At 71.8% G+C, this 23,850-nt stretch carries 21 protein-coding genes; 8 read left to right on the top strand and 13 right to left on the bottom strand.

Annotated features, from left to right (window positions below):
• Positions 1 to 177: 177 nt before the first annotated feature.
• The 8 genes from QOZ89_RS31050 to QOZ89_RS31015 form a co-directional block, all read right to left on the bottom strand.
• Complete coding sequence (locus QOZ89_RS31050) at positions 178 to 768, bottom strand: DUF6262 family protein (protein WP_312627185.1); 591 nt, start codon at positions 766 to 768, stop codon at positions 178 to 180.
• Entirely contained in the window at positions 765 to 3,362 is a 2,598-nt protein-coding gene (locus QOZ89_RS31045) for a tyrosine-type recombinase/integrase (RefSeq protein WP_312627183.1), read from the bottom strand. The genes QOZ89_RS31050 and QOZ89_RS31045 overlap by 4 nt, the downstream gene beginning before the upstream one ends.
• Positions 3,359 to 4,537, bottom strand: coding sequence for a tyrosine-type recombinase/integrase (locus tag QOZ89_RS31040; protein ID WP_312627181.1), 1,179 nt, complete (start codon positions 4,535 to 4,537; stop codon positions 3,359 to 3,361). Before QOZ89_RS31040 ends, QOZ89_RS31045 begins: the two co-directional genes overlap by 4 nt.
• Before the next feature lie 108 nt (positions 4,538 to 4,645).
• Positions 4,646 to 5,236, bottom strand: coding sequence for an AAA family ATPase (locus QOZ89_RS31035; RefSeq protein ID WP_312627180.1), 591 nt, complete (start codon positions 5,234 to 5,236; stop codon positions 4,646 to 4,648).
• Positions 5,233 to 6,105 (bottom strand): Mu transposase C-terminal domain-containing protein, encoded by an 873-nt coding sequence (locus tag QOZ89_RS31030; RefSeq protein ID WP_312627179.1) that lies wholly within the window; start codon positions 6,103 to 6,105, stop codon positions 5,233 to 5,235. Before QOZ89_RS31030 ends, QOZ89_RS31035 begins: the two co-directional genes overlap by 4 nt.
• Positions 6,042 to 7,190 carry a helix-turn-helix domain-containing protein gene (locus QOZ89_RS31025; protein ID WP_312627178.1) on the bottom strand — a complete coding sequence of 383 codons (1,149 nt, stop codon included), beginning with the start codon at positions 7,188 to 7,190 and terminating at the stop codon, positions 6,042 to 6,044. The genes QOZ89_RS31030 and QOZ89_RS31025 overlap by 64 nt, the downstream gene beginning before the upstream one ends.
• Positions 7,187 to 7,936 carry a TnsA-like heteromeric transposase endonuclease subunit gene (locus QOZ89_RS31020; protein ID WP_312627177.1) on the bottom strand — a complete coding sequence of 250 codons (750 nt, stop codon included), beginning with the start codon at positions 7,934 to 7,936 and terminating at the stop codon, positions 7,187 to 7,189. The genes QOZ89_RS31025 and QOZ89_RS31020 overlap by 4 nt, the downstream gene beginning before the upstream one ends.
• 519 nt (positions 7,937 to 8,455) lie before the next feature.
• Entirely contained in the window at positions 8,456 to 8,701 is a 246-nt protein-coding gene (locus tag QOZ89_RS31015) for a hypothetical protein (RefSeq protein ID WP_312627176.1), read from the bottom strand.
• A gap of 629 nt (positions 8,702 to 9,330) precedes the next feature.
• Here QOZ89_RS31015 and QOZ89_RS31010 point away from each other — a divergent pair.
• Positions 9,331 to 10,110: a hypothetical protein gene (locus tag QOZ89_RS31010; RefSeq protein WP_083419886.1), complete on the top strand. Its 780-nt coding sequence runs from the start codon at positions 9,331 to 9,333 to the stop codon at positions 10,108 to 10,110.
• A 134-nt stretch (positions 10,111 to 10,244) separates the two neighbouring features.
• Here the strand turns inward: QOZ89_RS31010 and QOZ89_RS31005 are convergent, their stop codons facing one another.
• Complete coding sequence (locus tag QOZ89_RS31005; RefSeq protein ID WP_312627173.1) at positions 10,245 to 11,903, bottom strand: serine/threonine-protein kinase; 1,659 nt, start codon at positions 11,901 to 11,903, stop codon at positions 10,245 to 10,247.
• A gap of 516 nt (positions 11,904 to 12,419) precedes the next feature.
• Positions 12,420 to 13,088: an alpha/beta fold hydrolase gene (locus tag QOZ89_RS31000; protein ID WP_071053352.1), complete on the bottom strand. Its 669-nt coding sequence runs from the start codon at positions 13,086 to 13,088 to the stop codon at positions 12,420 to 12,422.
• Between the two features lie 371 nt (positions 13,089 to 13,459).
• On the opposite strand from QOZ89_RS31000, the gene QOZ89_RS30995 reads away from it, so the two are divergent.
• The 5 genes from QOZ89_RS30995 to QOZ89_RS30975 all read left to right on the top strand — a co-directional run bounded on the left by QOZ89_RS30995 (position 13,460) and on the right by QOZ89_RS30975 (position 19,095).
• Positions 13,460 to 14,158, top strand: coding sequence for a TetR/AcrR family transcriptional regulator (locus QOZ89_RS30995; RefSeq protein WP_312627171.1), 699 nt, complete (start codon positions 13,460 to 13,462; stop codon positions 14,156 to 14,158).
• Complete coding sequence (locus tag QOZ89_RS30990; RefSeq protein WP_312627169.1) at positions 14,155 to 15,195, top strand: ABC transporter ATP-binding protein; 1,041 nt, start codon at positions 14,155 to 14,157, stop codon at positions 15,193 to 15,195. The genes QOZ89_RS30995 and QOZ89_RS30990 overlap by 4 nt, the downstream gene beginning before the upstream one ends.
• A complete protein-coding gene (locus QOZ89_RS30985) occupies positions 15,192 to 16,826 on the top strand; it encodes an ABC transporter permease (protein ID WP_312627167.1) in 1,635 nt (544 codons plus the stop codon). Before QOZ89_RS30990 ends, QOZ89_RS30985 begins: the two co-directional genes overlap by 4 nt.
• Before the next feature lie 147 nt (positions 16,827 to 16,973).
• Positions 16,974 to 17,597, top strand: coding sequence for an HdeD family acid-resistance protein (locus tag QOZ89_RS30980; protein ID WP_071053349.1), 624 nt, complete (start codon positions 16,974 to 16,976; stop codon positions 17,595 to 17,597).
• A gap of 85 nt (positions 17,598 to 17,682) precedes the next feature.
• Positions 17,683 to 19,095, top strand: coding sequence for an OsmC family protein (locus tag QOZ89_RS30975; protein WP_312627165.1), 1,413 nt, complete (start codon positions 17,683 to 17,685; stop codon positions 19,093 to 19,095).
• A gap of 277 nt (positions 19,096 to 19,372) precedes the next feature.
• On the opposite strand, the gene QOZ89_RS30970 is transcribed toward QOZ89_RS30975, so the two are convergent.
• Genes QOZ89_RS30970 through QOZ89_RS30960 form a run of 3 tightly spaced genes read right to left on the bottom strand, consistent with a single transcriptional unit; the run spans position 19,373 to position 20,753 of the window.
• Complete coding sequence (locus QOZ89_RS30970) at positions 19,373 to 19,921, bottom strand: SRPBCC domain-containing protein (protein WP_071053348.1); 549 nt, start codon at positions 19,919 to 19,921, stop codon at positions 19,373 to 19,375.
• A complete protein-coding gene (locus QOZ89_RS30965; RefSeq protein WP_071053347.1) occupies positions 19,918 to 20,292 on the bottom strand; it encodes an ArsR/SmtB family transcription factor in 375 nt (124 codons plus the stop codon). The genes QOZ89_RS30970 and QOZ89_RS30965 overlap by 4 nt, the downstream gene beginning before the upstream one ends.
• Positions 20,289 to 20,753, bottom strand: coding sequence for a VOC family protein (locus QOZ89_RS30960; RefSeq protein ID WP_071053346.1), 465 nt, complete (start codon positions 20,751 to 20,753; stop codon positions 20,289 to 20,291). The genes QOZ89_RS30965 and QOZ89_RS30960 overlap by 4 nt, the downstream gene beginning before the upstream one ends.
• Positions 20,754 to 21,281: 528 nt before the next feature.
• Here QOZ89_RS30960 and QOZ89_RS30955 point away from each other — a divergent pair.
• Together QOZ89_RS30955 and QOZ89_RS30950 are read left to right on the top strand one after the other, a co-directional pair.
• Positions 21,282 to 22,046 (top strand): FkbM family methyltransferase, encoded by a 765-nt coding sequence (locus tag QOZ89_RS30955; RefSeq protein WP_312627162.1) that lies wholly within the window; start codon positions 21,282 to 21,284, stop codon positions 22,044 to 22,046.
• 174 nt (positions 22,047 to 22,220) lie between these two features.
• Positions 22,221 to 23,168, top strand: a complete 948-nt coding sequence (locus tag QOZ89_RS30950; protein WP_241842324.1) for a TylF/MycF family methyltransferase — start codon at positions 22,221 to 22,223, stop codon at positions 23,166 to 23,168.
• The last annotated feature ends 682 nt before the right edge of the window (positions 23,169 to 23,850 follow it).

Below are 23,850 nucleotides of genomic sequence, written 5' to 3'. Positions count from 1 at the left end.
TTTACCGACCGCTGCCGTCCTGATTAGCCTCTTGACCTGCGCTGATGCGTAGCTTACATGTCCGTGACGGTCGTTTGGCAAATATCTGGCGGCATCAATTCCATGTGTTGAGCGGCGCGGTCTGGCCACCGGATTCGGCGGCCAGACCGCGGGCTTGGATCAGCGGTGGAATTCCGGTCAGGGTGAGGGTTTCGGTTCGAGTAGGCGGGTTTCGAGGTCGGCCATCCGGCGGTCCTGGAAGCGCAGGTTCGAGCGGGCGGCCTTCAGTCGCTCGTCGAGGGCGCGGTTGTCGGTGGTGAGCTGACGGACGCGCTGTTTGAGGGTGGTGTTCTCGGTGGTGATGCGCTGGATGGCCTCCTGGGTCCATTCGGCTTCGAGGTCGCGGATCTGGCCGAGGAGCTCGCCGATGCGGGTGCGCTGGGTGAGGATCTCGGCGTGGGCCGCGGTGAGCGCGTCTTCGGCGTTCAGTGCCCGTTCGCGCCAGGGTGCTTGGCGGGCGTCGTCTTCGTCGGCGATCCGCTGGCCGCGGCGCTGGTTGGCCTCGGTCATGGCGGCGGTGACCGCGGCTCTGGCCTCGGGGTTGTCGTAGAGGAAGGTGCGGGATACCGTCGCGCGCCGGGCCACGGCGGCGACGCTGACCGGTGTCTTCTCCCGTCGGAGGCGGGCGACGGCGTCGTGGACACGCCCCAGCGCGGCCTCGGATGAGCGGCGTCGGGCCGAGGCTGCGGCGGCCGTGCGCGGGTCGGGTTCGGGAACGGCGGCGCTCACCGACGCACCTTTTCGCTGTCGCCGAGGCCGTCGTGCTCGTCGTGTGCGGCGTGCGCGAGGTCGGCGGCGCGGAAGGCGGTGGACCAGACGCGGTGGAAGTAGTCCTGGGGTTTGCGCAGGTCCAGGGCGAGGGCGTCGTCGAGGAGACCGAGGCCGGCGAGTGCCTTCTCCAGGCCGTCGATCGCATGGGCGGTGGGCTCGAAGTATTGGTGGAGGTAGTCGGCGGTGGCGTCGTCGGGGGCGCCTTCGGCGAGTAGCCGCCATTGCTCGCGTTTGCGGCGCCAGTAGAGCAGGTCGGCGCCGGACAGGACGAACTTGTCGCAGCTGTGGCAGTTGAGGTTCCAGGGGCAGGCGCCGCCGTCGACGACGGGTTGGAAGGTGCAGAACCCGCCTTCGGCCGGAGTGCTGCGCCGGGACAGGTCGACCGCGAGGGCCTGCGCCTGGCCACGGCTCAGCGGCGTGGCGTCCCCGGCGAGCAGTTCGCCGGGGCGGGCGGCGCCGGGGCCGGCGACCCAGACGTGCTGCAGGACGTTCTCCAGGTCGGACTGGGTGAGGTGGACGTAGTGCTCGGCCATCCGGTCGGAGACATGGCCGAGGTAGCGGCGGATGTGGCTGAGGCTGGCGCCGTGCCGGAGCAGGTTCGTCGCCAGCGTGTGCCGGGCCTGATGTGGCACGACGTGACCGAGGTCGAGCGCGTCGACCCAGGGTCGGAACCGGCTGTGGAACCACTGGTGGGTCAGCGCGACGGTGCCGTCCGGGTTGCGGTGGGTCGTGGGGAACAGGGCCAGTCTGGCGCGTTCGGTTCCAGCCGGCCGGCGGCCGTGCTCGGCGGTGAACCGGTCGAGGGTCGTGACCTGCCGGGCGGCGAGGACCTCATAGAGCCGTTCGGGGATCCGGATCGCCACGTCGTAGTTCCCGACCTTGGTCTGGTCGTGCCAGAACATCGCCAGCCCGCCGTAGCGGCCGAGGCAGTCCCATCGCACCGACAGCACCTCGCCGATGCGCCGGCCGGTGATCACGACGGTCTCCCAGATGTCGCGCATTCCCCAGTCCTGGGGGTCGTAGTCGGCGGCGAGCCGGGTCAGGTTCGTCTCGTCGGCCAGCGCGCGGGCGACCTCGTCGGGGAACGGGCGGCGGGCGCGCATCGGGACTCCACCGGCGGCGGGAGCCGCGATGATGAACTCCCGGCTCAGGTCGAGGCGGTCGGCCGTCCCGCTGTCCATCGCGTCGCGCAGCAGCTTGCGGACCGCGTTGAACACCACCGTCCGGGTGCCGGTCGTGACGACGCCGGCGGATCCGCTCGTCCGTTTGATCGCCAGGGACGGCAGACCGTCGCGTTCGCGGTGGCGCTGGTCAGCGACGAACCGCCGCATGTGCTCGGCCCCCAACAGTGCCGGGTCGTGACCGCCGCCGGGGGCGTCGAGTTCCAGGAAGACGCCCAGCTCGATGGCGGCCCGGCGGACGGAGTCCAGCACGGCGGCGGTGCGCGGGCGGCGCGCCGAGCTCAGCAGATCGGCCAGGTAGTCGAAGGCAAGGTCCCGCAGCCAGCGCTGCGGGATGCCGGTCAGGTCGACGTGGCTCGTGCGGTGCGCGAACCGGACCCCGAAGTGGTCGGTTTCCAGGAAGCCGGCATCCTTCGCCTGCTCGGGAGTGAAGTAGACCAGCCGCAGCTCGTGGAGGATCTCTTTGGCGATCGCGCCGGAGAACGCGGTCGCGCCGTCGAGGTCGAGGTCGACGAGCGAGTTCGTCTCAGCGTGGCGGCAGGTGTTCACCAGGGTGCGGACCCAGCCGACGTCCCAGCGGGTCGGCCGGGACCGGCGGGTGTGGATGAACAGCCCCCACTGAATCTCCGCGCGTAGCAGGGGCCGCAGCCCGCGCAGGTTGAGCTGCCCCGGCCAGGGCATCGCGGTCGACGCCTGGCACCAGAGGCGGAATTGGTGCTCGTCGGTGTAGCCGACGGGGACCGGCTGGCTGGCGTGCTCGAAGCGCTGCCACCAGCTGGGCGGCAACGCTGCCCCGCCCGGCTGGTCGTCGCCTCGGTAGCGGGCCGTATGCCCAGAACACAGGCCCAGCGGGGAGGCCGCCAGGGCCGGGCAGACCGAGACCTGACAGTCCCCGTAGCCGGGATAGGGCACCTGCTCGCCGAGCCAGCCAGCGAAGTCCGCGCCGTCGCCCACGTCGAGTGCGTGCAGCGACCACCGTCCGCGGTGCCGCTGGCAGAGCCGCAGGTCGGTGTGGTCAGCGGGCCGGTCAGGGCAGACCCGGCAGGGAAGATACTCGAGGTGTTCCGAGGGCGGCAGCGGCTGGGCGCCGGCCACGAACGCCGCCTTGCCGACACCCCGCGCCTTCGCCCGAGCCCACTGCTCCCGGTGGATCGAACACAGGTCGCCGCTGCCGCGGACCCGCTCACAGCCGCCGATCACACAATCCCACTGGTAGATCGGATGCCCACGCGGGATCCGGACAATGTCGCCGCGGAACATCGGGTCGAACGACGGGCCGCCGATCAGCGCGGTCAGGATCTCCAGCCGGTCCCGTACCGTCCGGTCAGGCCGCTCCGCGTAGAGCGGGCGCAGGTGATCCGCCCGTTTCACCGCGTTCCCCAGACGGTGCGCAGCGCCGCGTCGAACGCCGGGTCATGGACATCGACATGGCCATAGATCTCATCGACCACAGCGGTGGAAGCCCAACCGCCGGCGTCCCGGGCGATCAGCAGGTTGCCATCAGAGGCGTCCAGCACAGCGCTGGTGAAGGAGTGCCGGAACGCATGCGGACGGACGACGCCCAGGCCGGCGCGCTGCCCGGCCCGGCCCAGCATCCGCCGAGCCGCCACCGGCGCCCACGGCTGACCATGCCCAGCGCCGTGGAGCTGAACGAGCAGCATCCCGTGTCCCGCCTGACCACGCGGATACTCGCCGGTGAGGTAGTCGAAGTAGGTGTGCACCATCGCGGGGCTGACCCGTTTGAGCAGCCCACCGACGACGGTCCCGTCGTCGATCCGCCACGGGTGCTTGGTCTTTGCCTCCGCCCGGTTCGGGTTGCCGGGGCGGTGGCAGACGTGGACGTGCGGAGATCGGCATTCGCCGCAGGCCGCGTTCTCCCGCAGGTGCAGGTCGACCAGGTGCAGCCCACACAGCTCACCGATCCGCAGACCCCCGTCCGCCAGCCAGGTCACCACCAGCCGGTCACGGGCCGAGTTGACCTCGGTCAGCAGCTTCTCCCGCGCCCCGTCGGGCAGCATCTTCGGATGCCGCCGGTGCGGGCCGGTCGGGGCCAGCGGGTTCGCCGGCATCGTCGACGTCACGTGCCCGAGGAACGCGCGGCGACGGTCCGCCCGGGACGGCAACCGGGCGCGGTCCAACACGTTGCCGAGCTCGCCGTTGACCCCGTAGGACGCTTGGTGCAGGTAGAACCCCTTCAGGCAGGCAGCCGTCGTCGTCAGCGCCGCGCGACCGTAGGGGCGCTTACCGAGGCGCCACGGCTGCCCCAGCGGCATCGCCACCTCGGCACCAAGGATCCCCATATAGCGTTCGAGGTCGCGCAGCCCGACCACGGCGACGGTGAGGCACTCCCGCTCGAGCCAGCGCAGGTGGTCGACCAGCAGGTAGGCATACGTCCGCTGCGTCCCCGAGCCATCGTGCCGGCGCAGGTACCGGTCCGCCTCCGGGTGCACCGTCCCCTCCGGCCAGACGATCGTCCACGACCGCCGCCCGTCCCCCTGCCGGATCTCCTGCACCCGCAGGTCTCCGATCACAACCGTGCGAACCACGTGCCCTCCGCCTACCGACGCCGCCAACAGGACGGACGTCCCGGACCCGGTCGGTAAACGAGCACGGCACGTCCCAGCCACAGGCCGGGACGGACATTACGGGCAGCTCTACCCGCGGTCGGTAAAGTCGACGACGATGAGCCGGGTCCGGCAGGACACGATGCAGTCGTGCGCCTGCGAGGCCAGCTGGGTGGTGGTCGCGCGCCGGTAGCCGCCGGCCGCAGCTGGGTGGGCGTAGAAGTCGAGGATCGTCCGGTTGAGCCCCTTGATGGTGGTGTTCGCGCCGAGGCCGATCCAGCAGACCGGCAGGTGCTCGTGCCCGCCGACGGTGAACCGGCCTTCCTCGGCGATCTGGCGGCGGTGGAACTCGCGGGCGAAGACCAGCGCCGCGGTCGTCTTGCCCAGCCCTGGGTAGCCGTCGATCGCGGCCGCGCCCTTGGCCTTGTCGCCGTCCTGGTGGTTCGTCTCGACGATGTCCCACAGGTCATCGTGCAGCGCCATCATCTGCGCGGTCCGCAGCGGGCCGATATTCGCGTGCCAGACCCGCCGCGCCCGGTCGTGGGCCGCCTTCGCCGCCGGCGACAGCGCGTCGAGCGCGGCCCGCGTCAGGCGCTTAGGCGCGACCCGCGGCCCGGACTCCGCGAGCAGGATCCAGCCCTCCTTGCGCGACGGCAGCGCGTCGTCGAGGGACGCGGTCACTCGACGACCTCCAGGGCGTCGGCGTAGAAGTCCTCGCTGGTCTCGTCCCCGGTGCGCGTGGTGTCCTCCGGTAGCCGCGGGTCCGGCCAGGGGGCCGCGTCGGCGAGCGCGTCGGCGTAGAAGTCGTCGCCGCCGGTCCCGTCCTCGGCGTCGTCGAGATCGTCGTCGCTGTCGTCGTCGCCGAGATCCTCGGCCGGCGGCGACCTCGGCGGCTCGTGGCTTGCGACGGCGTCGAGCTGTTGGGCGAGCAGCAGGCCCCGCACCGCCGGCAGCTCCACCGGGTCATCGGGCGGAGCGACCTGGAGCGCGGCGCGCTCCGTGGCGGTGCGCAGCGCGATCCGCCGCTCGGTCCGGTTCGCGGCCAGTCCGACGTTCCAGGCCGCGAGCAGGTCGACCAGTGCCCGTTCCAGATCCGGCGCACCCGCGCTGCGCGCCGCGAGGCCTTTGGCGTAGGCGAGCGCGTCGCCGCTCAGCGGCAGGTCCAGGTCGGCGGCATGCTCCCAGACGAGGATGTGCCAGACGCCGTCCTCGGGATCCTGGAAGAAGATCCGGCGCCGGTCGTCCGGGTCCATCGCGAACGGCCACTTCCCACCGCGCGCGCCTGCGCCGATCGTCTTGTAGCCGCTGGCCCGGTTGGCGTACTTCGCGACGACCGCCCCGGAGTAACGCAGCCCGTCGATCTCGACTCCGTAGTGCTGGATCGTCCGCCATCGCACCGGCAGCAGCTGCAGCGCCAGCGTCGCGTCGGCGGGCAGGTCGATCCGACCGGCGCGGGCGACACCGTGGGAGAACCGCTGCAGCGGGCTCATCGCCAGCCCGGGCAGGTGCGGGTCGACCAGCGACTCGTGCGGCCGACGGTGGTAAACCACCGCGATCCACTCCCGGATGATCTGGTCGAGCTCGCCCAGGTAGAAGAACGCCTCCTCCTCGACCCGGTCCCCGCGGCTGGCCAATGGTCGGAGGCCGGCCGGGGCTGGATCGTCTCGAACAGCACCGACGCGACATCCACGCTCTTCGTCGACACCGGGCTGCACCGCAGGCCCGTGACACAACGGGTGTAGAGATCCATCGCGATCGTCAGCTCGACCTGGATCCAGCGCAGCGTCACCGGCTCCATCGCGAACACGTCGAGGCGGGTGGTGTCGAGCAGCACGTACTCGGCCGGCAGGGAAGCCCGCAGCCGTCCGTAGGAAGCCGGCGGCCGGTTCGCGATCGAACGCCGTGCCTTCGCGCTCGCCCCGAAACTCCCCCGCCCGCGCGCGATCTCATCGAGCGCCCGGTAAGTCGCCCCGCCCCGAGGGGCCGGCACCACCCCGGCGCCGAACTCCCGCTCCAGGCGAGCGGCGACCCGCAGCAGCGTCAGCTTCTTCGACACGTTCGACTCGGCGACCTGGTCTTCCAGAACCGCCCGACAGGCATCCGCCCACCGCGGGTCGACGCGCGCGAGCACCGGACGGCGCCGCTCCGCGGCGGCCGCAGCCACCAACCCCGCTTCACCCCCCGCCTGGTAGGCGGCCACCCACCGCTGCATAGTCCGGGTCGAGACGCCGAGTTCCTCGGCCTTGGACCGGTAACGCTCCAACAGAGGGACGTCAGCCGCGAACAGGGGGCGGGGCTCGCCCGGCGCCGCGATCTCCGCCGACCCTGACCGGTAGCCGGTCAGGGCCTCCCGGACATGACCAGCACGCTCCAGCGCCTGCCTGATCGCCGCGTCGCCGGCGAGAGCCAGCCGAACGCCACCCGGCTCCTCCTCGACGGGGGGCGTTTCCGCGTTCGCCAGCCTTGTCGCCGTTTGGCCGCCCGGCCGGAGCAGGTCCACCAGGCGGACCCGCGAGGCCCCGCCGCGGCCGTTCTCGATGACGACCGTGTCACCGTGCAGTTCGACGACCTGGCAAGGCTCGCCATCGTGGATCAGCCAGCTGCCGATCCCGACGCTCGTCCGCGCCGCTGTCACGCCGCGGCCCTCACGAGCGTCGTCGGCTCCAGTGGCGCCCGCAGATCCGCCTCCACCCGGCCGGACCACAACGCGGCCAGCAGATAGGCCCGGCCAGCAGACCCGCTCCCCACGACCACGCCCGCCGCCCGCGCCGCATCCGCGAACGACACCGACGGGCCCACCGAAGCCACCACGGCCTCAAGCAGCCCCTGGTCGAACTGCCAACCCCGCCGGTAGCCGGACAGGAAACGGACGTTCGCCAGCACCACCGGGTCAGGCTCGCTGAAGACCTCGAACTCCCAGCCCTGCCCCGCCGCGACCTGACCAGTCCACCCGAACGTGAACACGACCTTGTCATCGACCAGCCGCCGGCGCGGCTTAACGTCGACCACCGTGACCAGGCCGTCCTCGCGGACCGCCAGGAAGTCCGGCACGTGACGCCGCTCGGCGCCGCCGACCCGCGCGACGAGCTGGAACGGCTGCGACACGATCCGCCGCAGCCGACGGTCGCGGTCCGCGATCAGCAGCCAGGCGAGCTCCAGCCGCGACTCGTAACCGACGTGAGCCCCTGTGACCGCTGACCAGTACAGACCCGAGTAATGAGCCTGGCCACGCCGCCACCGAAACGTCCGCCAGGGAAGCGCACCGTCGAACTCGACTGGCGCCCGCGCGCCCAGGTCAACCTCGTCCGTCCCCGCGGCCCGCCGCAGCCGCAACCGCGGGGCCTCCACCTCCGACTGCCGCGCCATGGTCGGGAAGCACACCCCCAGGACTCCTCAACGAGACCGTAGGGATACGCGCACTACCAAGACAGATCGCCTACGTGGTCCGCTGTGTGCTCACCAGTAGGCGCCAGGAACGCGCGCTCAGTTCCGCGCCGCAGGCGCGCGACAGTGTGGCTGCTGTCCGTTCCCAAGGAACATGTCTGGCGATCAATACCTGACCTGGACCCGGACAACTTCGATGGGAATCCGGCGAGGGCCGTTCGGCGCGTCGGGCGAGCCAGGTTGCTCGGCGTGTCGCGTTTTTCCCAAGGATCATGGCAGCGCCACCCTGACCTGGTGCGCGACAAGTTCGATAGGACGCCGACGGCTTGGCCGGGGCGGCCTGGGGGGATCTCATCCTCTGGTTGAGTCGGCCGATGAGGCGCGGTGCCCGGATCGCCCTAAAGACGAGGTCCTCAACCCGCGACGTCCGAGCCGTCTTTGCCGTCGAAGCACGTGGCTGGAGCGTCGCTGACCGGAACGGCGCGCCGCACCCGCCCGGACCGCGCCGGCTGGCGGTTAGACGGAACCGACTACGAAGGTGCCGATGACGGTCACGCCGTCCAGCTCATAGATCGGGATGCGCCTTCGCTCTCCGGCCGCCGCCCGCGCCGCAACTATCTTGCGCCATTCGGCCCTTTCAGCGGCCGGCAGACCGGTACCGCGCGCAGCTTCGAGTTCGGTCCGCCTGACGTAGCCGCGTTTCCCGTCCCGGAGCCCAACCGAGATCAGGTCCGGCCGGAGGCGTCCGGACAGGTCGGCCACGCCCGACCCGTAGGTCTCTCCGGCTGCGTTCGTCCGCCAGATTGGTCCTGACTCATCATCGGGCATAGCGCCATTTTCTATACCCATCCCGCCATACACGGTCTCCTCGCCGGCGCTGTGCACCGCCCCAACGCCAGGCCCGGGTCGCCGCGATGCGCCTCGTCGCTGCCGACGGAAGGCGCTGCGGTTCGCGCGGACGGTCGCGCTCCACCCAGGACAGCTCAAACCCTCCGGCAGACGACGACACCGGGCCGAGTGTGACCGGATCATCACCCATGGCGCACGCCAGATCCAGCGAGAAAAGCCAGTTCAACCGGGAAGCGCCACCGCCACAAGCCCCGACGCAACGGTAGTACCGCTCGCCCACCAGCCACGTAGCCCGGGAATCTGCCAGATCCAACGCCGACCAGCGAGACGAAGCCGAGCTCACCGGGAACGGACCGCTGCCGAGGATCGCCCTACCTGCATCTTGTCGTATGCGCCAAGGAGACGACAGATGAGCTGGGAAAACGACAAGCGGCCCGGGAACCTACAGCAGGCGAGTAGTGATCAAGTTGCAGTGTGTTAGCGTTTATTGTCACTTGACGAGTGTTAAGTGGCGATAAACGAGGTGAGGGGTGCTGCCGCGGATGAGCCGACATGATGATCAGGTCGATCAGCAGGTGGACGAGCTGCTGACCGCGATGACGCGGCTGTGGGCCGCGGCGCCGCCGGTGGTCCGTTGGCGGGCGCTGCGCGAGCTGGCCGACAACCGGGCGGGACTGCAGGCGATGACGGTCCACCAGCTGCTCCCGGAGGACGGCTCCCGCCGAGGCCTCGGCGAACTGGCCCGCGCGCTCGGCGTGACGACCAGCTGGGTCAGCCAGCTGGCCGCGCTTCCCCGCCGGCATGCAGGCCTGTTCGCGTGGGGGCGGGCGCTGGCCGTCGCCTCCGACCTGGTCGCCCTGGCCGAGCGGTCCGGCTCCAGCCGGCTCTCCGGCGAGCTCGCCGGCATCGTCCGGCGCGGCCTGCACGACACCAGTCCGCTGAGCGATCTGGAGGACGCGGCCAGCCGCTGGGCGCTGGCCGCCCGCCGCCAGCGCCGCGGCCCCGAGGCGGACGCGCTCGTCGAGCGCCTCGACACCCTGCTCGCGCGGGTCACCCCCGCTCTCGACCTGGACTGGCTGGCGCGCGCGGAGATCGCCCTCGGCTACCAGACCGGCCGTCCTTCCGCCGCCGGCGGCACCGCGGCCGGAGCTTCTGGCCTCAGCGAGGCATCCGCCGGCGGCGTCCGCGCCACCGGCGCCGAGCCGGCGGCCGCCCCGGCCCGGCCCGCCGCGGCCTCGGCGGAGCCGCCGGCCGTGCCTGGGCCGAGGCGCGGTCCCAGCGACCCTCTGCCCTGGAGCCGTTACCGCCTTCGCGACCGCTGAGCGAACCCGGCCAGTGGCCGGGCCATCGGACTGTGGCGACGACGGCGTCGAAACATCATTTCCGTGACGACGGCCGGTTCGTCACGATGGCCGGGTACCCGTGGGCGCGGGCCGAGATCGCCGCGCCGAGGCGACTACGGCCTGCGGAGCAGGACGCCGGTCGGCTGGCCGGCGGCGGCGGAGCCGGAGGTGTAGGTCAGCCCGCCATCAGGCTCCAGCCGCAGGCGAACAGTGTCACCCTGGGTACACATGTGCATACCTAAAACGATCGGGTTCTCACCAGAGTCGGGGATGTCCACGACGATCACCTCGTCGCCGTAGGGGCCGCCGATTCCGGCGAACCGCAAGTCTCCCGTGCATCGAAGCGAGCCCACGTCCACGCTGAGGAACTGGATCAGAGTGGATTCCGCGTGGCCGAGGGTCTGTCCGCTCTCGCCCGCCCGCAACGTGATCACCACGTTGGAGACGAGGCCCTCCTGGGAGGTCACTCGTCCTTCCCATGTCCCCACGTAGCCCGTGGGCAGGACACCCTGCTTAGGGGCGTCGGTCTCGTCAGGTCGGGTGGATTCGCCGGCGGCGTCCGAGGTGGCCGGCCGGCTGGTGACGGCCGGAGAACCGCTGGCACTGGTCGTCTCCAAACCCCGCGATCCGTCGTCGCTGCCAGAGCTGGGCAGCACCAGCAGGACGATCAGCAGGGCGGCGATCGCGAGGCTCAGGAAGCCCGCGGCCGCGGCCACGACGAGTTGGCCGCGGCGTGGGTTGCCGGCGGCGGGCGGTGTCGGCGGAACGGGCGGGATCGACACGGCCTCGGGTCGGGGCGTCGACGTCGCGGCCGTCGCGGACCCCCACGACGGGTAGCTGCCCTGAGGACCCGACTGGCCGGTGAGTGGCCCGGCGGGTGTGTCCAGGTCGAGAAGGGCGATGGCCTGCCGGCTGATGCCGGTGATGAGATCGGCCGGCAGCCAGCCCGCCGCGACGAGCGAGGCCGCGTCGCGGCCTGAGGCGATCGCGGCGAGTACGGCGGGTGGGGTGGGCCGCGCGGCCGGGTCCTTGTTCAGGCAGGCGCGCGCGAGGTCACGCAGATCGGGGGGCATGGCGGCGAGGTTCGGCTCCCGGGTGACCACGCTGTGCAGCACAGCGGCGACGATGGAGCCGTCAAACGGGCCAGTGCCGGTCGCGGCGAACACCAGCACGGAACCCAGGGAGAACACGTCGCTCGCGGGGCCGGCCTCCGCCCCGCCCACCTGCTCGGGCGACATGAACGCGGGCGAGCCGATCGGCGAGCCGGTCCGGGTGAGCACCGAGGCGTCGATCGCCCGGGAGATCCCGAAGTCGATGACCCGCGGCCCGTCCAGGCTGAGCAGCACGTTCGACGGCTTGAGATCGCGGTGGACCAGACCGGCGCCGTGGATGGCGACCAGCGCCTCGGCGAGGCCGGCGCCGAGCGTGCGCACGGTCGGCGCCGGCAGCGGGCCGTGCTCGGCCACCGCCTGCATCAGCGACGGCCCGGGGATGTAGGCGGTGACGAGGTAGGGATGCTCGGCGTCCGGGTCGGCATCGAGCAGCGGGGCGGTCCATGGGCCACCGACCCGCCGCGCCGCGTCGACCTCCCGCCGGAACCGGGCGCGAAACGATGGGTCGTCGGCGTACTCGGGGCGGATCACCTTGACCGCCACGGTCCGGCCGCCGTGGCCGCGGGCCAGGTAGACGCGGCCCATGCCCCCGCCGCCGAGGACGCCGAGCAGCTGGTAGCCGCCGACGGCGCGGGGGTCGTCCGCACGGAGCGGTCTCACGCGGCGTCGTCCTCCTCGCCTCCGCGATCCGTCATTCGTCAGCCGTCGCAGTCGCGGCGACGCCCAATATCTTCCGTGACGGCCTGGGTGTCCTTCGCACCCCCTCCGCCTGGGCCATCACACTTTCGACGTGCGGCCACCCGGCAAATGCAACATCATGCTGGTGAGCAACGCGCGTAACTCATCTACAGCTGGTGACCGCGCATCAGCGCAGCGCCAACCGAGCCACGTCGTGAGCCCGGATCCGGCCGGACCACCGCCATATGCCAGGGCCCGGAACCACGCTGGGAGCAGGGTCCCTGCCGGATCGGCGACAGGGTTCCTGCCGGATCGCGAAGCCAGGGTCCCTGCCGGATCGCGGAGCGATCTGGGAGGTCTGCTGGGAGGTAAGCGATCTGGGAGGTCAGGCTCAGCGTCCGCGGACCTCCCAGATTGGCTCCGCAAGCTCCGCCAATCCGGCAGGAACCCCGGGCGCTGCCCGGTTGCGGGCGCGGAACGTCCGGCAACGGGAGCGCCTCAGACGCCGAGGAAGCTCAGGACGGTGTCCATGGCACGCATGTTGGACTGCAGGGAGAAGTGGTCGGCGCCGTCGATGGTCACGCCGGTGGCGTTGGGCAGCAGGGCGGCCAGGGCCTCGGGCGAGCCGACGCTGTCGCGCTCGCCGGTGACGACGAGCACCTCACAGGTGACGGCGGCCAGCTCCACGGCCGTGATCGGCTCCACGGGGCGGCGGGCGAACGCGGCCAGGGCGTCGAGGTCGTTGCCCGCGCTGCGGGCGAGGCCGCGGAAGAGCCGGGCCCGGACGTCGGCCGGGTCGGCGTTGTCGATCGCGAACGGGACGGCCTCGCGGATCTCGAGAATCGCCGGGCCGATACCCATCAGCACCAGCCGCTCGAACGAGGCGAGCCCGCGCGTGGCGCACTCGAGCAGCAGGCGGGCGCCGGCGGAGAAGCCGACGGCGTCGACCGGGCCGCGGTCGGCGAACACGCCGGCGACAGTCGCGGCGACGTCGGCGTAGTCCGCCGGGTCGGTCGAGTGAGGGGCCGTGCCATGCCCGGGCAGGTCGACGGCGATGACCTCCCGCCCCGTCTCCCGCAGCAGGTCGATCCAGCCAGCCGGACGCCAGCCGTGCTCGCTCGAAGACGCAAAGCCATGTATCAGGACGATCGGCGCTGAATCAGCCACTCCGGCACGCTAACGCGATCCCCGCGTATCCGCCCGAACTGTGGCGATCGGCTCGAAGGTCGCTGGCGCGACCCGGACCTCCCAGATCACGACCTGCCAGATCGGCTCCGCCGATCCGGCAGGGACCCTGCTCCCAGCGTGGTCCCGGGGTTTGAGGGGATGCGGCGGGGCTGGTCTGGATCAGGGGCGCGGAGCTGGTTGCTTGGGTGCTGCGCCTACGTGCCGTCGCCACCCGTGGCTGGATGGTCACGTTTCTTCCAAACCTGGTTGAACTGAGGCATGTGCCGTCCGATCTTGGATGTGACTATACGGATGTGTAGTCGACTGCCCCTCCGTATAGTGGAGGTCGAGAAGAGGAGAAGGTGACGAGGATGGAGCGAGCGAACGAGGACCTGACCGCCAAGGCGCGGATCCGGGACGCGGCGCTGCGACTGTTCGCCGAGCAGGGCTTCGAGGCGACGACGATCCGGGGGGTCGCCTCGGCGGCCGGCGTGTCGTCGGGCCTGGTGCGCCACCATTTCGGGTCGAAGGAGGCGCTGCGCGACGCGTGTGACGTGCACGCGCTCGACCACGCGATGGCCATCAAGGAGGAGGCCATCCTCGCGGGGGGACTGGCCGACTCCACGTTCATGGCGGCCGTCTACCCGTCGATACTGCTGATGCAGCGCTACCTGGCGCGGTCGCTGGTCGACGGCTCGCCGTCGGCCGCCGCGCTGTTCGACCGCATGGTCGACCTCGCCGAGCAGTGGGCCCAGGACGGGCGGCTTCCGACCAGGCCGGACGACCCGCGGGCGTTCGCCGCAGCGCTGGTCGCCATGCAGACCGGGCTGCTCATGCTGCATGACCAGGTCTCGCGCGCGCTCGGTGCCGACGTCCTCGACGCGAGCGGGCATATCCGGCTCGGCAGGGCGATCCTCGACATCTACACGCACCCGCTGCTCACCGACGACCAGGCCGCCCAGGCACGGGCCGCATATGACCAGCTACAGGCACGCGCGCCGTTCTCGTCCGCGCCCTCGGCGCCGGCGGCGGCGCCGGCGGGCACAGTGACGAAGGGCCCCCGACCATGAGCGAGGCAATCCGCGCGGAAGGGCTGGTCAAGACGTTCGGGGCCACCCGCGCCCTCGACAGGCTGGACCTGGCCGTGCACACCGGGGAGGTGCACGGCTTCCTGGGGCCCAACGGCGCAGGCAAGAGCACGGCGCTGCGCATCCTGCTCGGGCTGATGCGGGCCGACGCGGGGAAGGCGACCGTGCTGGGCGAGGACGCCTGGCGGGACGCGACCGAGCTGCACCGCCGGCTCGCGTACGTACCCGGCGACGTGACGCTGTGGCCGAACCTGTCCGGTGGTGAGGCGATCGACCTGCTCGGCCGGCTGCGCGGCGGCCTGGACGGGCGCCGGCGGGCCGAGCTGCTGGAGCGGTTCGACCTGGACCCGCGCAAGAAGGGCCGGTCCTACTCGAAGGGCAACCGGCAGAAGGTCGCGCTTGTCGCCGCGTTCGCGTCCAACGTCGAGCTGCTGCTGCTCGACGAGCCGACGAGCGGCCTCGACCCGCTGATGGAGGACCAGTTCCGTCAGTACATCCAGGAGGAGCGGCGCCGGGGCGGGCGCACGGTGCTGCTGTCCAGCCACCTCCTCGACGAGGTCGAGGCGCTGTGCGAAAGGGTCACGATCATCCGCGACGGGCGGACGGTCGAGGCCGGCACCCTCGCCGACATGCGCCACCTCACCCGGACCGTCGTGGCGGCGGACCTCGCGGCCACGGCCGACACGGCGGCGACCGCCGCCGGTCTCGCCAGCCTGCCCGGCGTCCACGATCTGGTGACCGACGGCTACCGGGTCAGCTTCGAGGCGGACGCCGACGCGCTCAACCCCGCTCTGTCGCGGCTGGCCTCGGCCGGGGTCCGCGGCCTGGTGAGCAAGCCACCCACGCTTGAGGAGCTGTTCCTGCGCCACTACGACCGGACCGGCGGCCGGGAAGGCACGGCCGCATCCGGTGGCGTGCCCGCCGACGCCGCCGTCGGCGCGGGCCACGCCGACGGCGGCGTCGGCGCGGACGCCGAGGCGGCCCCCACCGGCGACGGGCGGGCGGAGGCGCGGCGATGACCAGCCTGCGGGGGACCGGCGCCCTGGCGCGGCTGGTGCTGCGGCGTGACCGGGTGCTGCTGCCGATCTGGGTCTACGTCGTCGGGATCCTCCCGGTCAGCTTCGCCGTGACGTTCGCCGACCTGTACCCGACGCCCGCGGACCGGGCGCGCTTCGCCGCGACCAGCGCGCACAACGGCGCGTTCACGGCGCTCTACGGCAGGCTTTCGGGCTCCAGCCTTGGCGAGTTGGTCACCTGGCGCGGCGGCTTCATCCCGGTCGTCGTCGGCCTGATCAGCCTGCTCGCCGTCATCCGGCACACCAGGACCGAGGAGGAGGCCGGCCGGCGCGAGCTGGTCGGTTCGACGGTCGTCGGCCGGCAGGCGGGCCTGGCCGCGGCGCTCGCGGTCGTGTTCGCGGCGAACCTGGGTACCGCCCTGTTGACCGCGGTCGCGCTGAGCCTGCGCGGCCTGCCCGTGGCCGGGTCGGTCGCCGTGGGCCTGGAATGGGCGGCCGCCGGCTGGATCTTCGCGGGCGTCGGGGCGGTGGCCGCGCAGCTGACGACCAGCGCCGGCGCCGCGCGCGGGATCGGCGTCGCCGTGCTCGCGGCCTCCTACGCCGCCCGGATCCTCGGTGATCGCGGCGGCTCCGCCACCCCCGGCGGTGCCGGGGGCGCGCTGGAATGGCTGTCGTGGTTCTCGCCGATCGGGCTGCTCCAACGCGTCCACCCGTTCGCCGGGCCGTCCGGCGCGCGGCACTGGTGGGTGTTCGCGGTCATCGCGGGCATCGTCGCCGGTCTCGTCGCGGTGGCAACGGCGCTGTCGGCGCGGCGCGACCTCGGCGCGGGCCTGCTGCCCGACCGGCTCGGCCCGGCGACGGCGCGGCCGGCGTTCGGCTCGCCCCTGGCGCTGGCCTGGCGGCTGCATCGGGGGCTGCTCGCCGGCTGGGTCGCCGGGTTCGCGCTGCTCGGTGTCGTCTTCGGTGGCGTCGCGAGCGGCGTGACGGACCTGGTCGGCGACAACCCGGGCCTGCGGGACGTGTTCACCCGCCTCGGCGGCCGGGCTGAGCTCGTCAGCTCCTACCTGGCCTCGATCATGTCCCTCCTCGGGATGATCGCCGCCGGCTACGCCATCCAGGCGGTGCTGCGCCTGCGCGCCGAGGAGGCGAGCGGCCGCGCGGAGCCTGTCCTGACCACGGCCGTCGGCCGGCTGCGCTGGGCCACGAGCCATCTCGTCTTCGCGGTTCTCGGCCCGGCCCTCGCGATGCTGGTCGCCGGGGCCGTCACGGGACTCGTGTACGGGGCCAACTCCGGCGACATCGGCCACGAGACGGCCAGGGGGGTCAGCTCGGCGGGGGTGCAACTGCCCGCCGTCGCGGTGCTGGCCGCGCTCGCGCTCGCCCTGTTCGGCCTGGTCCCGCGCCTGTGGCCGGTCAGCTGGGCGACACTCGCCGCCTGCCTGCTCATCGGCCTCGTCGGCTCCGGCCTGAATCTCAGTCACTGGCTCCTCGACGTCTCTCCCTTCACCCACGCGACCCGCCCTCCCGGTGGCTCCGTCACCGCTGTGCCGCTGGCCGTCCTGTGCGTCCTGGCCGTGGCCCTCGGCGCCGCCGGCCTGGCCGGCCTGCGTCGCCGCGACATCCCCGTCGCCTGAACCGGCCTCGGGCCGCGTGGGGAGCCCGCCATGGTCACGTGGTCCCGGCTGGCCGGGCGCCGGCCAGTCGGCCGTCGCGGGCGTCGTCCGATCTCAACTGGGCATGTACACGCAGAGAGATCAGGCGCACTCAGGGGGTGAGCGGACATGGTCCGGTCGGAATCCACGTCATTGCTGGTACGCGGCACGGTCGCGGTGATTTTGGGGATCTTCGCCATCGCCTGGCCCAGCATCACCATCGCCACACTCGTGGCGCTGTTCGCGATCTACGTGTTCTGCGACGCAATCGGCCAGTTCTACCGCGCGTACGCCAGCGACCGGGGCGGTTCGGTCGCCGGCCACGTGCTGCTCGGGCTGCTGGACATCGCGGCTGGAATCGTGGCGCTCGCCTGGCCGAGCATCACCGTGTTCGTGCTGGCCATCTGGGTCGCGGCTTGGGCGGTAGTCACCGGAGTGATCGAGATCGGGTCGGCCGTCGCGTCTGAGCGTCCTGGCGGTCTCCGCCTCAGCCTGGGGCTCCTCGGCGTCGCCAGCATCCTGTTCGGGATCGTCGTGTTCACGCACCCGTACGCCGGCGCGCTGAGTCTGGCGCTGCTGTTCGGGCTGTTCCTGCTGGTCTACGGCGTGAACCTGCTGGTGACGGGTGGCACGCTGCGCCGCGAGGCGATGGCCGGCGGGCGCCCGGCCGCGGGCACCGCGGGCTGGACCGGTCTCGGCCGGCACGCGGAAGCGCCGCGGGGGGCGGACCGTCCGACGTCGAGCCCTCGCTGAGACAACGCGGACGGATCGGCTGTCCGGGCACTACCCGCGAAATTCCTCTTAACGAGGCGCCGGTGCCTGGATGAGGATGGCGGGCATGGTCGCTGCCGCGCAGACCCACGCCACCCAGCCACATCCGCCGACGCACACCTACTCGGTCACCTGCTCGTGGTCGGGGTCCACCGGGGCCGGGTACGAGCGGTACTCGCGGGCGCACGTGGGGCACGCGAGTACCGTCGCGCCGGCCGTACGACTGTCCGCGGACCCGGCGTTCCGCGGCGACCCGGCACTGCTGAATCCCGAGCAGCTTCTGGTCCTGTCGGCGGCGTCCTGCCAGCTACTGTCGTTTCTCGCGGTCGCCGCCCGTGCCCGGATCGACGTGCGGGACTACCAGGACAGCGGCCACGCCGTCATGACCGAGGACGGCAAAGGCGGTGGCCGGATCACCGAGATCACGCTGCGCCCGCGGATCACGGCCGTCACGGAAGCGGCCGAGGACCGGCTGCGCCGGCTCGTCCAGCTGGCGCACCAGCAGTGCTACATCGCCGCGTCGCTCGCCTGCCCGGTCACCGTCGAGCCAACGTTCGAGATCCTCACTCCGTATGCCTTCCGGGACACCGAGGCGGCGGTACGCCGGCTCGCCTTGGTCTCCGAGATCTTCGATCCGGGGTCGCGGGCGTTCGTCGCCGCGCGGGTGTCTCAGGGCTCGGAGCCGGCGCTCGCTGTCGATCTCGGCTGTGGGCCCGGCCACACGACCCGCCTGCTCGCGGCGGCCACCGGCGCGCGGCGCACGGTCGGGCTGGACGCGTCGGGGGCGTTCCTCGCCGCCGCGCACGGCTCCCCCCACGCTGAGAAGCAGGCGGGCGACGAGAGCGCCGCGGGCGCCGGCCTTGATGAAGCGGGCGAGATCGAGTTCGCTCGTCACGACATCCGGCGTGTCCCGTTCCCCACACAGGCCCGCGGCGCCGACGTCGTCTACGCACGGCTCCTGCTGGCGCACCTCGCCGACGTGACCACGGCCATCGGCGGCTGGGTCACCCAGCTCGCGCCGCACGGCGTGCTGCTGCTCGACGAGATCGAGTCCATCGACACCGACCAGCCCGTCCTCGCCGCCTACCTCGACCACGCCAGGCGCCTGCTCGCCGCCCGCGGCACGACACTGCACGCCGGCCGGCTGCTCAACACCGCGCTGCACGACCTGGCCGCCCACCAACCGACGCCGGATTTCGAGGTCGAGTACAACGCCACCGAGCGGCTGAGCCCGCCGGTCGCCGCCGCGGCGGCGATGTTCGGCATGAACCTCGCCGTCTGGCGGACGGACCCGCTGTTCCGTGACCGCGAGGCCGAGCTCGACCGGCTCGCCACCGACCTGGCGGCGCTGACGTCGGCGCCACCGGACGCCGGCGTCATCACCTGGACCCTGCGCCGCGTCGCGGTCCGGCGCCTCGGCTCCCGGAACGGCTCGGCGCCCACCACCCAGACATCCCAGGAGCAGCCGCCGGCCGTCTGACGTTGGGTTGGCCGAGGCGGAGGTGCGTGTGGTGACGGTGACGGCGGTGGTGACAGTGACGGCGGTGGTGACAGTGACGGCGGTGGTGACAGTGACGGCGGCGGAAGCCGCGCGGGCGGGACGGGCTGGAGCGACGAGTCGCTCCTCGACATCGCGACCCGTCTTGCCCTCCCCAGCCCCCGCCGCGCCTCCGCCACAGGCGCCCACATCGCCATCGCCGACCGCCTGACCTGGCGGTCATGCATGCCGCGGCGGTGGCATCCTGCCGACTTCCCGGTCATCGCGGCGATGCTGTGTCCTCACCCGGTGGCCCGGCGCCGTCCGAGCAGGCGGGCTCGAGGTCGACGAGGGTGAGGGTCCGCAGCTGGGACCGCCACCATTCGGCGAAGCGGAGCTGGAAGACCGCGAGCGGGAAGCCGTGGCGGGCCGCGTGCTCGGGCGGTATCCGGTCCCAGCCGAAGTGCTCGACGGTGACGCGGGTCTGGACGGGTGGGCCGGCGGGGTCGTCGTGGATCTCGTCGAACCGGACATGCAGCTCGGTTTCCTGATCGGGGGCGAAGCTGGCGTGGCGCCAGCTGAGCACCAGTCGACTGGGCGGGTCCCAGACGCGGATGTGGCCGACCACGAACGAGTCACCGTCGTCGTAGGTCTCGACCAACCGGCCGCCGGGGCCTGGCTCGAAGGCCAGGGTTCCCGTTCGAGCGCTGAACGAGAAGAGGCCGTTGGGTCGCCACCAGTCGGCGATCTGCGCCGTGAACACGGTGAATGCCCGCGCCGCCGGGGCTGGCACCCGCAGCGCGACGAGGACGCGCGATCCTTCGGTCACGCCCGCGACTCCTCAGCCTCGTCGTTCGTGCCGTTCGTGTCGCGCTCGATGTGGGCGGCGAAGGAGCCGAGCTGCTCGGCCCAGGCCTGCTCGGCGACGGCGAGCCAGCGCCGGAGCTCCAGCATGGGCGCCGAGGAGAGCGCGTAGATCCGCACCCGGGTGTCGAACTCGGGGCTGGTCTCGGTCACCAGGCCGGACTGGCGCAGCACCCGCAGGTGCTTGCTCATCGCCGATGGCGCGGTGCCGAGCTCCTTGGCCAGCTCGCCGGCCCGGCGCGGCCGCTCGGCGAGCAGCTCCACGGCGCGGCGCCGGACCGGGTCGGCCAGCGCGGCGAGCGTCTCGTCCAGCCTCGCGGGCGCGGGTTCGCTCATGCCCAGCCGGTGGCCGTGATCGGCTGCCCCAGCGCGGCCTCGGCCTCCTCGCGCGTGACATCACGGACGTGAGCAGAGAACGTCCAGCAGTGCCCCTCGGGGTCGACGGCCCGATAGGTCCGGTCGCCGTAGAACTGGTCGGTGGGCTCGGCCTGGATCACCGCGCCGGCGGCCCTGGCCCGCTCGCAGTGCTCGTCGAGCCCGCCCGGCAGCTGGAGGTGCACCCGCTGGGTGTTGGCTCCGCCGACGCTCGCCGGGCTGCGGGCGAGCGCGGTCCACTCCGCGCCAATCATGATCCTTCCGCGTCCGGCGCAGCTCATCTCGTAGTGGCACATCTCCGGCGCTTCCGGCGGCCCGTCGATCGCCATCGTCACCTCGAACCCGAACGCCTCGGCCAGCCAGGCCAGCGCCGCCTTCGGATCCCGGTAGTGCAGGCTCGACGTGAACACGTTGTCATCCATGAGGAAATTATTTCCATATCTGGCAACATTGTCAACCATCTGCTCTGATGGGTGTCCGGGCGGCCCGCCGCCGGCCGCCAGTGTCGATCCGTCGCCGTCTTCCTGATCACCTGGTGGTCGGAGACGCCGGGGTGGGCCCGCGGTCTGGAGGGATCGGCCGGAAACTACGGATCCGAGTGGATTCCATGAGCATCGAGCCTTGGATGACGACTGTTCTGCGAGTGGCGAGCGGGTGTCGTCGCCAACTTCCAGTGCTCTTAGTAACCGTCCTGATACTTTAAGTGAGTGGTCGATGTCTCACGCACATGGACGCGTTCCCGCCTGGACGGCCTCCTGGCCGCCGCCGGAGACGCTCGGACAACGGGTCGGTTCATTTGGGCGCATCCCGAGGTGCGGGACGCTCGGGTACGCGCGCTAGGGCGCTGGGTCGGCTGGCAGGTGTGGCAGCGCACGGCGCGGCGGCCGGTTACGGTCAAGTTGCCTGGCGGAGTGCGGATGCGCTGCCATCCGCACGCCACGGCGGCGTCCATGATGCTTTACTGCCGACTGCCGGAATGGGAGTCGATGCGGTTTGTCCGCGACACGCTTCGGCCGGGCGACGTGTTCGTGGACGTGGGCGCAAACGTCGGCACCTACACACTGCTCGCTGCCGGCCGTCCGGGGGTCCGGGTGGTGGCATTCGAGCCGTCGTCGGCCACGTACCTGCGGCTGACCGAGAACCTACGGCTGAATCCCTGGCTGGAGGTCGACGCCCGGCGCGCGGCTGTGGGCGACACGAACGGCATGGTCGAACTCACCGTCGGACTCGACACCGTCAACCATGTCGTCGATGGCACGTCCACGGGGCGGCCGATCGAACGTGTGCCGATCGTGCGGCTCGACAGCGAACTGTCCGACGAGCCGGTCGGCATTATCAAGATCGATGTCGAGGGTCTGGAGCCGGCCGTGCTGGCTGGCGCACGCGGCCTGTTCCAGCGCTGCCGGCCGGCGCTCGTCGTCGAGTGGAACGATCCTGTCCGACTCGGTGAGTCATTCGCCGAGATTGGCTATGTCGCTGCCCGCTATCTCCCCGACGAGAGCCGGTTGGTGCCCCTGACCTGGACGGGCTCGCCGCCGCGGATTCAGAACGTCATCGCGGTGCCGGCCGACTGGCTGGAGGATGGCGCACCGGGGCGGTCGAGCGCGTCGTCGCCGGATGTGGCCACCGTGTCGCCGGCCGTCGTGAGCCGGACCCGGCACGGGCGGGAGCCGGATCCGGCGCGCGTCGGGGTCGGCGTCAACGAGGCGTCCTGACGTCCCGCGACGGAGTTGTTCGGGGTGAGGGGCCAGGTTTCGACGAAAGCGCCGGCCGCTGTCCGGACCGCCGGCCAGCGACTGGTGGGCCGCCCGAGCGTCCCGACCCGTCGGCGGGCCTCGTCGATCCTGCATCTCATTCGACGACTTTGACAACGTAACGGGAGGATGATCATGATGAGTCCGAGGACGGCCGGTGCCACCTCCGAGACGGGCACGAGCGACCGTGCCGCCGCTGGGGAGGCGGCGCTCGAGCCGGCGTCGGCCCCCGACACGCCCGAGCACCCTGACGGCGGGATCCCTTTGCCGCGAGCCGCCGAGGACTTGCGCGCGCGTTACCTCAGCCTCCTGCATGCCACCCTTACCTTCGCGCTGTGGGATGCCCAAGACGGGACGCTCTGGGCGCCGCGTCCGGCCGTGCGGGCGGTCACCGACAGGCTGTCGGCCAGGTACGGCCTGGAGGTCGTCAAGAAGTCGAGCCTGCGGGCGCGCGCCGAGGGTCTGGACTGGCCGAGGTTGGCGCACACCATGGTGGGTGATCGCCGCCTGGAGAACCTGCGGTACTGCGTCGAGCAGGTGATCCGCGACGGTGTCCCTGGCGACCTGATCGAAACCGGCGTGTGGCGCGGTGGCAGTTGCATCCTGATGCGCGGGGTGCTCGCCGCGTACGGCGACACCGCTCGCACGGTGTGGGTCGCCGACTCGTTCGCGGGCCTGCCGCGGCCCGACGCGGAACGCTACCCGGCGGACGCCGGTGACCTGCACCACCAGGTGACGGTGCTCGCCGTCTCGCTGGCCGAGGTCCGCGAGAACTTTCGCCGGTACGGGCTTCTCGATGAGCAGGTTCGCTTCCTGAAGGGGTGGTTCCGGGACACCCTGCCGGCCGCGCCGATCGAGCGGCTCGCCGTGCTGCGCCTTGACGGGGACATGTACGAGAGCACGATGGAGGCCCTGACCGCGCTGTACCCGAAGCTGTCCGTCGGGGGCTTCTGCATCATCGACGACTACGGCGTCATCGAGGGGTGCCGGCGGGCCGTCGACGACTTCCGGCGCGATCACGGGGTCACCGAAGAGATCCTGAGGATCGACCCATCGGGGGTTTACTGGCGTCGGACGGCCTGAGTCGCCGCGCTTCTATCACTCTGGGCAAATTTCCTATTGCATACAGTGGTGCGAACGAGACTGCGGCGGTGAGCGAGCCGCGGACCGTACCGATGTGGCGCCAGCACGGCAGGGCGCGAACGAGTGCGCTGACCTGCCGCGGCACAGCTGGATCTGCTCGCCGTCGATGTAGGTGGAGGCGGCGCCGTAGGTGACCTCGGTCCGGGCTGGGGCCAGCGCTTCTGGTGTGGGCGAGCAGCCCGCGGCCTCGGCCCCACGACGCCGCCTCCGCCGAGCTACCCGCTCTGTCTGTATCGCGAACGATCGCAGGTAGTGGCGGTGGACGTCGCCAAGGCGGGCGTACACGCGGGGGTGGCGCTGAAAGCGACGTATGGCTGGTTTTGGGCAGTCGTCACCCCGAGGTCAGGTACCGGGCTGGCAGCGTCGCGCAGGACGCGGGGCGGCCCCTTCGATCTCAGGGACCGCTCCACGGCCGCCTGCCGGCGGTGGCCCTCCGGCCATGGTTGACCTCGGAGCGTCATGACCCCGCGGCCAGGACAGCAAGGCCAGGAAAACCTCGGCCCCATCAGGCGCGCGGCGACGGGTATACCACCTACAGCCAGCACGGACCCGGCTCTGCCCCAGCCAGTCAGCTCCGCAGACACAGGGGAACCACGCCGGATGATCTGGATCTCCGCAGGAC

The organism is Pseudofrankia coriaricola, assembly GCF_032027725.1.
Lineage (GTDB): Bacteria > Actinomycetota > Actinomycetes > Frankiales > Frankiaceae > Pseudofrankia.
Note: the sequence above shows the minus strand (reverse complement) of the source record. Positions and strands in the feature narration are given on the sequence as shown.

Bases quoted from the DNA above. Each gene is read 5' to 3' on its own strand.
- QOZ89_RS30985 (WP_312627167.1), top strand. From the start codon at position 15,192: ATGACCAGCCTGCGGGGGACCGGCGCCCTGGCGCGGCTGGTGCTGCGG.
- QOZ89_RS30980 (WP_071053349.1), top strand. From the start codon at position 16,974: ATGGTCCGGTCGGAATCCACGTCATTGCTGGTACGCGGCACGGTCGCG.
- QOZ89_RS30960 (WP_071053346.1), bottom strand. From the start codon at position 20,753: ATGGATGACAACGTGTTCACGTCGAGCCTGCACTACCGGGATCCGAAG.
- QOZ89_RS30990 (WP_312627169.1), top strand. From the start codon at position 14,155: ATGAGCGAGGCAATCCGCGCGGAAGGGCTGGTCAAGACGTTCGGGGCC.
- QOZ89_RS30975 (WP_312627165.1), top strand. From the start codon at position 17,683: ATGGTCGCTGCCGCGCAGACCCACGCCACCCAGCCACATCCGCCGACG.
- QOZ89_RS30995 (WP_312627171.1), top strand. From the start codon at position 13,460: ATGGAGCGAGCGAACGAGGACCTGACCGCCAAGGCGCGGATCCGGGAC.
- QOZ89_RS30955 (WP_312627162.1), top strand. From the start codon at position 21,282: ATGATGCTTTACTGCCGACTGCCGGAATGGGAGTCGATGCGGTTTGTC.
- QOZ89_RS30965 (WP_071053347.1), bottom strand. From the start codon at position 20,292: ATGAGCGAACCCGCGCCCGCGAGGCTGGACGAGACGCTCGCCGCGCTG.
- QOZ89_RS31010 (WP_083419886.1), top strand. From the start codon at position 9,331: ATGAGCCGACATGATGATCAGGTCGATCAGCAGGTGGACGAGCTGCTG.
- QOZ89_RS30950 (WP_241842324.1), top strand. From the start codon at position 22,221: ATGATGAGTCCGAGGACGGCCGGTGCCACCTCCGAGACGGGCACGAGC.